This window comes from Bacteroidales bacterium (assembly GCA_012517825.1).
Lineage (GTDB): Bacteria > Bacteroidota > Bacteroidia > Bacteroidales > JAAYUG01 > JAAYUG01.
On the sequence record JAAYUG010000143.1, the window covers coordinates 1 to 7,542 of the forward strand.

Sequence of the window (7,542 nt, forward strand, 5' to 3'; positions counted from 1 at the left end):
AACCGGAAGCCGGATGCAGAGTCCATTCGCGGATCAGATTTCCGGTTACGGAATAAATTCTGATAGTTATTGCCTCCTGAGATGTTGAACTAAAAAGTATTTGAGCATAATTCCCCGCCGGATTAGGGACGATACGAAAAATCATATCATCAGCTTCTTTTTTATTATTAATTGTGGCAAGGGAATCTGTAATTAAAATATTATCGAAGGTCAGGAACACATCCGGCAGGGATTTATGTTCAGCCACTACTTCAAAACGGTCGATTCGTGTCCAGTCAAATGCTCCAACAGGATTGTACCATTGGTTATTATCCCAGGAGCCTTGTTCAGCAAACCATGCCAGGGGTATTTTGACATGATGCCAGTGGCCGTCAAATGGCACAACCTGCTGATTGATGGTGTACCGCATGCGCCAGGGATGATCGGACGGGTCTTCGGTTTTTGTATCCAGAAAACGGATGTCAAATACAGCATCGGTTTTGTTGCCCATAAACCAGAAATCGACAACATACCTTCGCTGAACAAGCAGGCTTAAGTCTTTGTCAGGAACAAAATCGAACGCCATGTAATTGTATTGAGAAGGACTGAACCAATCGAGGCAGTAGGAACCTATCCGGGGGAAGGAGGAGGCATAGTAGCTGATGAATCCGGAGGATATCCATCCTGTTGCTTCAATGCCATGTTCAATATAGTCGGTATACAGCGGGATGGTCGCCGTGTCGGGCTGGAGGATGAACGGGGTCTGTGGCGGTGGTGTGAGTCCCAGTGCATTGATCAGAGGGATGTTTACATCATGTTCAAACAGGCCGGCGGAGTTTTTCTTAAATATTCCGAAACCTCCGTGGTAATCCCAGATGGTCCAGGGAATGCCTTTTTCTTCCAGATAGGAGCGCACAGCCTGATACCAGAATACTCTGTCGTCCGGAGGGCTGTTGGGAATATATACTCCGAATTCACCGCAGTAAACAGGTACCTGGCGGCTGTTTTTAAACGCTACGGCAATGTCGATGAGCTGTTTTACCTTTTCTACATTTCCTTCGTTGGGATAAGCGTTCAGAGCGCTTTCAATCCAGCTTCCTTTAAGTGATTGCGGACAAGCCGGCATGCTGGATGCATTGTAAGGAAACGGCACCCCGGCCAGCGGTTCCATCGATGGTTCAACCCAGCTTGCTCCCTGGTGGGTGAATACAAAAGGATCGTAAAAATGAAAGGTGTAAATGAGCTTTTTATCAGTATAAACCGGAAGATTGGAAAGATTGTTGTAGCTGTTCCAGTTGGCCGGGCCGACAACGATGTAATGGATTGTGTCTTCGGCGCGGATTGCACTTATGGCGTTCTGCTGAATCTGATTCCATACCGCATCACTGATTCCGTGCGGCTCATTCAGTATTTCATAGTAAATGTATTGCGAACGGTTTTTATAATGCCGTGCCATGTTGTTCCACACTTTGTTTAAAATGTTCCCAATATTTGGATCAGTTGATGCCGAGGGATCAAATGTATGGTTGTCGATAATCAGATGAATCTGCAGTTCCTCAGACCAGGTTACCGCCGAATCAAGAAACTGCAGAAAGAGAGGATGCGGAATATAATCGGGGGAGCCTTGTGTCATGGAATGGAGATTTATCGGAAGCCGGATTACGTCGCAACCAAGGCTCTTGATGTTTTCAAAATCTTTTCGCGTGTAACGCGTAAATTGAATCTGCTCCGGACTTCCTGCCTGAAACCAGCCGGTAAGATTAACCCCGCGGTGAAAAGGGACCTGGGGAAAAAGAAATGCAATAAATGTTGCGTTAAGTATAAGGCAAAACAAGACAGTTCTTTTCATTAATGCTTTCATGGCTTGATTGGGTTTATTTCTGGTATTATAAAGACACGATTGACCGATTTGTATTGAATCCAAACAGGGAATAAGTTTCAGTTAATTTCTTAAATTAGCTTACGCAGTAAATAACTCTTCTGGCAGATTAAATGTACAAAAATAACAACAAATACTTGTTCCGGATTATGTGCCATAAAGGTAAGCAGACTAATACATAGTGGCTTGGCATTTAGCGGTGGTATACGGGTTAACCCTGCTGAAACACCCATGTATTGCAAACACAAACACCTATGAACAAACTTCAAATCATGGGTGTTCCCCCGCTTTGGCGGGGCAGGCTATCCGACCTTTGAAAATCAATTTTGTTCGGATGAAACAAAGTAAAATGGGCCACCTGGGTATGCGGGTTCATATATCGGTTCAGGATTCTAACCTGAATACCTTTTTATCAGGTCAAAGAGAGCTTGTATTCGGATTGGTTTTTCAAGATAACCGTCAAATCCGGCCGAATTCAGATTTTCTCTAATATTTTGGTCAGAAAAAGCAGTTTGTGCGATTACAGGAAGACCGGGACGCATCTTTTTTATTTGGGAGGTGGCCTCAAAACCATCCATTACAGGCATTTTTAAATCCATCAGAACCAGATCAATCCGTGCATCTTTCTTGCACATTTCCACAGCTTCCAGCCCGTTGAATGCTTTTAATACGCTAAGGTTGATTTGTTTAAAAACCTCTTCGAGAAATCGTAAATTGGCTTCTTCATCTTCGACAATCAGAACGTTTAGCTCCTTTCCTGAATTCCTGTACAATTCTGTAACTGTGTTTTGTGCTGTGAAGCGTTTCTTTATGGTAACATCTTCGATAGGCAGGGAAAGGAGAAATACTGTGCCTCCTTTTGCGTAGGGTTCGTGCCGGATTTTCCCGCCCAGCATCCCGGCATAAGATTTGCTGATCGACAATCCCAAACCTAATCCTGAATAGGTTCTTGTTATACCTGCATCAGCCTGATAGAATTTTTCGAATATCTGTTGCTTTGAATTCTCTGGAATACCTACTCCTGTATCCTGAACAAAGAATTCAATACAGTGTTTTTGAAGAGTCCAACCAAAGGTAACATATCCTTTAGGGGTGAATTTTAATGCATTTTCGAGCAGATGGGTGATAATTTTCCTGATTTTTGTTTCATCTGAATATATAAAACAATCTGGATCAGATTGATAGAGTGAAAGCCGCAAATCAATTCCGTTCTTTTCAAAGTATTTTTCGTATGAGGTATATAAATCCTTTAACAATTCATTTATATTGACCTGTGTCTTTTTGATTTTCACCTGTCCTGTTTCAATTTTTGAGATATCAAGAATGTTTTCAATGATAGAAATTAACTGCTGGCTGCATGTATTCAGTATTTCGACATATTCAGTGCGGGTCGCTTCATCAATACCCGGATGACATAATAATTCTGAGAAACCGATGATGCCATTCAAGGGAGTCCTTATTTCGTGCGACATATTGGCAAGAAATGCCGATTTAAGACGATCATTTTCTTCTGCTTGTTCTTTAGCTTCTATCAAACTATTCTGATAGGATTTCAACTCGGTGATATCATTGGCTATTGCATAGGCCAGCCCCGACAACAGATCGGGTTTTATATTCCAGTCAAGAATATGAAATTGATCATCTTTTGCAAGAAAACGGTTTTCGAGATGATAAACACAATTCCCTTTACGAAGAACCTTATCGAATAATTCTATCATTTTCTGTTTATCATCGGGATGAAGAAAATTGAGAATAGAGTCCTCTCCTTCTGGTTCTCTTGCTTTGCCTGCCATTTCATTAAATGCGGGATTTGTATGCAATAATGTCAGATGGTTGAGGTCTATTATGCAGATAAGGTTCAGCGACATTTCAAAGACTGACCTGAATTTTTCTTCGCTTTTCTGCAGAGCCTGAAGAATAGCCTTTTGTTCGGAAATATCCATAATTACCCCTACCAACGATGTGAGATTTCCCTGATCATCAGTGAGTCTTTTTCCACTCAATAATCCCCAGAAATCAGAACCGTCCTTTCGTATGTAATGCCGTTCAGTCAATACCCTATCCGTTTCTCCCCGGATCAATTTATTCATCAGTTCTTTTCCCTGATCAGATTCCGAAGGATGCAAATGATCCGTGTACGCAGTGCCCACAAGCTCTGATATTGTCATGTGCAGCATTTCGGCCATGGCATCATTAGAAAAGGTAATAATACCATTTTGGTTAACCAGTATAATGCCCACCTGAGAGGTTTCTACAATAGCTCGGAGCTTTTTCTCATTTTCAGCCAGAGATTTCTTTAATAGAGTACTTTCGGTTATATCTTGAATAGTTCCGAAGGCATAATATGGTTTTCCGTTTTCGTCATACTGAAATTCTCCCCTTGCAATACAGTATCTTATTTCTCCCTGTTTATTGATAATACGGAATTCGTAATCGGGTATTTTTTTTTGCCCTGATGCAAGTCGTTCTTTAATATTTTTCCAGTAATTTTCTCGATCATCAGGATGTAAATGATCATTGAAAATATCCTGAGGTGATTTTTCTCCCGGTGAATATCCAAAAATATGATATGTTTCTTCAGACCAGATAACACGATTTGCCTTTACATCATTTTCCCAATCTCCCATGTGAGCTATACGTTGAGCTTCAAGGAGCTTTTTTTCCTTCGCTTCGTCATGTGTTTCCTTTTTTTTTATTGTTTTCCCATTTTTCATAAAGCAGATTGCACCGGAAAAAGAACCCCCTTCAAAAACCGGGAACATCCTGGTTGTTGCCACAAGTTTTCTGCCTGACGCATCTTCAAAGGTTATGTATCTGGTAACGGGTTTCTTGCCTTTTCGCGCCTGTTCCATCAGCATTGTAATATCGTTCCACAAAGAGCTATTGATATCAAACCTTATTGTTCCGGTTTCGTCATAGTACAGATCATTCAACCAGGAAACCGATTCTTCGCTGAGCAGGTAAACAGACTTGGTTTTGTCAAAAACGAAAATTGCTTCTTCTGACGGAATGGCAAAATCTTTTAACCATGAAGGTACAAACGAAACATACTGTTCCGGGTTTTTATGCACAATGAGAATAGGTCTTGAATGAGAAAGGGACAGGTTTTTCTTTTTCTTTTCCTTCATTATCAGAACGGTATGGTTTCTAATCGGTTAGTTTAAGGGTACGCTACACATGTAGAATTCAGATAAAGTTGTTTATCTGAATAAATATTACGCAATGAAGAAAAATAGGTTTCAATCCTGCAGAATGTTTTTGTTTTTTTTTCATCAAAATGCTAAATGGTTGGTTTTTTTATTATTTTGCTCGCCAAACAAAGCATCAATGGACCGTCGCCGTTTCATAACAGCTTCAGTTGAAAAGGGTTTTTTTCTGGCAATTGGTTTGTCGGGAATGCATGGAGGTAGTCGTTTCAACCCTTTGGTAGGAGTATGTACCAATGCTACAAATGCTTTTCTGGTTTTGAAGGCCGGTGGTGATTTTGTCGAAGAAGCAGTGGGAAGGTTTTTAAAACCTGGAAGCGACTATGAGGATTTTGAGAAATCGCTGAATTTTCTGAAGGAGAGTCCGCTTCCTGTTCCGTCTTGCAACAGTTTTTTCCCGGCTGAACTCCGGCTGACAGGAGATGAAGTGGATGAAGCAAAGGTTTTTCAGTGGGCAGAAACTGCTTTCTCGAGGGCACAGCAGGCTGGTGTTCGGATCATTGTTCTTGGAAGCGGTGGTGCCAGAAAAATTCCTGACGGATTTGCCTACGATAAGGCTTTTTCACAGTTTACCAACTTGCTGGCACGAATGGGAGAAATCGCCGAAAAATATCAGGTTACCATCGCCCTTGAGCATCTGAACCGGCAGGAGACAAATTTTATCAATACCCTTGAAGAAGCCAATGCCATTGTCAGCAAGGTGAATCACCCGGCTGTAGGGCTGTTGTGTGATGTGTACCATATGCTGAAGGAAAATGAGACCCTCAGGTCGATTCTGAAGGCAGGAAAAAGGATTGTGCACTGTCATGTAGCCGAAAAAACTAACCGGGCAGCTCCGGGAACGCATGGTCAGGATTTTGTTCCATACTTCCGTGCCCTGAAAAAAGCTGGATTTAAAGGGAAAATCTCTATTGAGTGCAATTGGAACGATTTTCCTGTTGAGGTAGAACATTCCCTGAAATACATAAAAGACCAGATCAATCTTGTATGATTGCCTAACTGGATTTGGTAAACATCATTACGAAAGAAAATAATGAAGCGCAGAACCTTTCTTCAGCTCTCATCTTTTTCTGCCCTGGCTACCGGTTTTCCGGGATCCTTTTCCTTGCGCAGCCCGATAGGAATTTCCGGAGAAAACAGGCAGACTAAAACGCTTCCGGCTTCCTGGAGAATACTTGATAACGGGGCATTTGACATTGTGGCCGGCGATATTGCCGTAACAGGTTGCTATCCGGCCATAGGTGAAAATGCTTTTCATCCTGAACAGGTGAGGGTAAAAAGATTTTCCGGAGGAGGGCTGATTGAATACATAATGGGGACAGCTAAAATTACCATAACGCTTGATGCAAGGCAACTCCATTCCTTACGGATTGTCTGAAGAAATCAGCATTTCACTGGGGCCGCATGAATCAAGGTTGTTCTATCTTTCACAAAGGAAGTCTCCTCCACCCCGGAATATGACATTGGGAGGAATAGTTACCGACGGTATCTGATATGGTTATTGCTCAGGCTGGTTTGTGAAGCATTTTGTCAGGTGAAAAATAATTTTTTACTTTGAACTACAATCCTGATAACCATGGAAACTGATAACCGTCAAATTCTTGAAAAAATTGCATTCTGCGTTGAATTTGGAAAAATCAACATGGCTTCGCCTTATCCTCCTGAGATGAAGAACCAGGAAGGGGCAGATGAACTTACACGGAAAGCTCTGGATGCAGGAATTTCGGCACAGGAAATTCTTTCTCAGGGGCTTATTATTGGTATGCAACGTGTTGGAGTTAAATTCAGAGAAAATAAGGTGTTTGTCCCTCAGGTACTTATGTCGGCCAAGGCCATGAGCACCGCCATGCAGCATCTCAAACCATACTTCCAGAGCGGGGAAGTGAAACGTAAAGGCAAGTTCGTTATTGGAACAGTTGCCGGTGATTTGCACGACATAGGCAAAAACCTGGTGGCGATGATGATTGAAGGAAGCGGCTGGGAAGTCATTGATCTTGGAACCGACGTAAAATCAGAGAAATTTGTTGAAACAGCCAGGCAGCATCCCGGCTGTGTGGTCGGTTTGTCGGCTTTGCTTACAACCACCATGGTAAATATGGAGAAAATTGTGCGTGATCTGAAAGCTTCAGTTCCCGGCATAAAAATATTGGTTGGTGGCGCCCCTCTTTCAATGGACTTTTGCAAAAAAATTGGTGCTGACTTTTATTCTCCCGATCCCCAGGGAGCCGTTGAGTACCTCAATCAGATCGCCTGACGTTTTTATAAAGGACAAGGCAGTAGCCCGGGATGTGTTGTTGGAGTGTTTCGAATATGTTTTCCTGCCAACTTTTCATTACTTTCGCCAAAAGGAATTTTTAGTTCGGTAATGTTACAGTCGCTTCATATTCAGAATTATGCACTGATCAGTTCCCTGGATATGGAGTTTAGCAGGGGACTTACAACCATCACCGGAGAAACCGGAGCCGGCAAATCAATTCT

The 7,542-nt window shown here is 42.2% G+C and carries 6 protein-coding genes; 4 read left to right on the forward strand and 2 right to left on the reverse strand.

Features of this window, described 5'->3' with window-relative positions; translation table 11 throughout:
- Together GX419_10125 and GX419_10130 are read right to left on the reverse strand one after the other, a co-directional pair.
- Nucleotides 1–1,840, reverse strand: a 1,840-nt coding sequence (locus GX419_10125; protein NLI25049.1) for a glycoside hydrolase family 5 protein, incomplete at its 3' end; no start/stop codon positions are given.
- A 410-nt stretch (nucleotides 1,841–2,250) separates the two neighbouring features.
- The gene (locus GX419_10130) at nucleotides 2,251–4,986 is read right to left on the reverse strand and encodes a PAS domain S-box protein (GenBank protein NLI25050.1); all 2,736 of its coding nucleotides are present in this window, start codon (nucleotides 4,984–4,986) and stop codon (nucleotides 2,251–2,253) included.
- A gap of 199 nt (nucleotides 4,987–5,185) precedes the next feature.
- Between GX419_10130 and GX419_10135 the strand changes: the two genes are divergently transcribed.
- The 4 genes from GX419_10135 to GX419_10150 form a co-directional block, all read left to right on the forward strand.
- Entirely contained in the window at nucleotides 5,186–6,055 is an 870-nt protein-coding gene (locus GX419_10135) for a sugar phosphate isomerase/epimerase (GenBank protein NLI25051.1), read from the forward strand.
- A gap of 42 nt (nucleotides 6,056–6,097) precedes the next feature.
- Nucleotides 6,098–6,442 (forward strand): hypothetical protein, encoded by a 345-nt coding sequence (locus tag GX419_10140; GenBank protein ID NLI25052.1) that lies wholly within the window; start codon nucleotides 6,098–6,100, stop codon nucleotides 6,440–6,442.
- Between the two features lie 198 nt (nucleotides 6,443–6,640).
- The gene (locus tag GX419_10145; GenBank protein NLI25053.1) at nucleotides 6,641–7,318 is read left to right on the forward strand and encodes a cobalamin-binding protein; all 678 of its coding nucleotides are present in this window, start codon (nucleotides 6,641–6,643) and stop codon (nucleotides 7,316–7,318) included.
- A 111-nt stretch (nucleotides 7,319–7,429) separates the two neighbouring features.
- On the forward strand, nucleotides 7,430–7,542 hold a 113-nt coding region (locus tag GX419_10150; protein NLI25054.1), incomplete at its 3' end, for an AAA family ATPase.

What these genes read in the sequence shown, in the direction of transcription:
- GX419_10145 (NLI25053.1), top strand. Translation starts at nt 6,641, where the DNA reads ATGGAAACTGATAACCGTCAAATTCTTGAAAAAATTGCATTCTGCGTT.
- GX419_10130 (NLI25050.1), bottom strand. Translation starts at nt 4,986, where the DNA reads ATGAAGGAAAAGAAAAAGAAAAACCTGTCCCTTTCTCATTCAAGACCT.
- GX419_10140 (NLI25052.1), top strand. Translation starts at nt 6,098, where the DNA reads ATGAAGCGCAGAACCTTTCTTCAGCTCTCATCTTTTTCTGCCCTGGCT.
- GX419_10135 (NLI25051.1), top strand. Translation starts at nt 5,186, where the DNA reads ATGGACCGTCGCCGTTTCATAACAGCTTCAGTTGAAAAGGGTTTTTTT.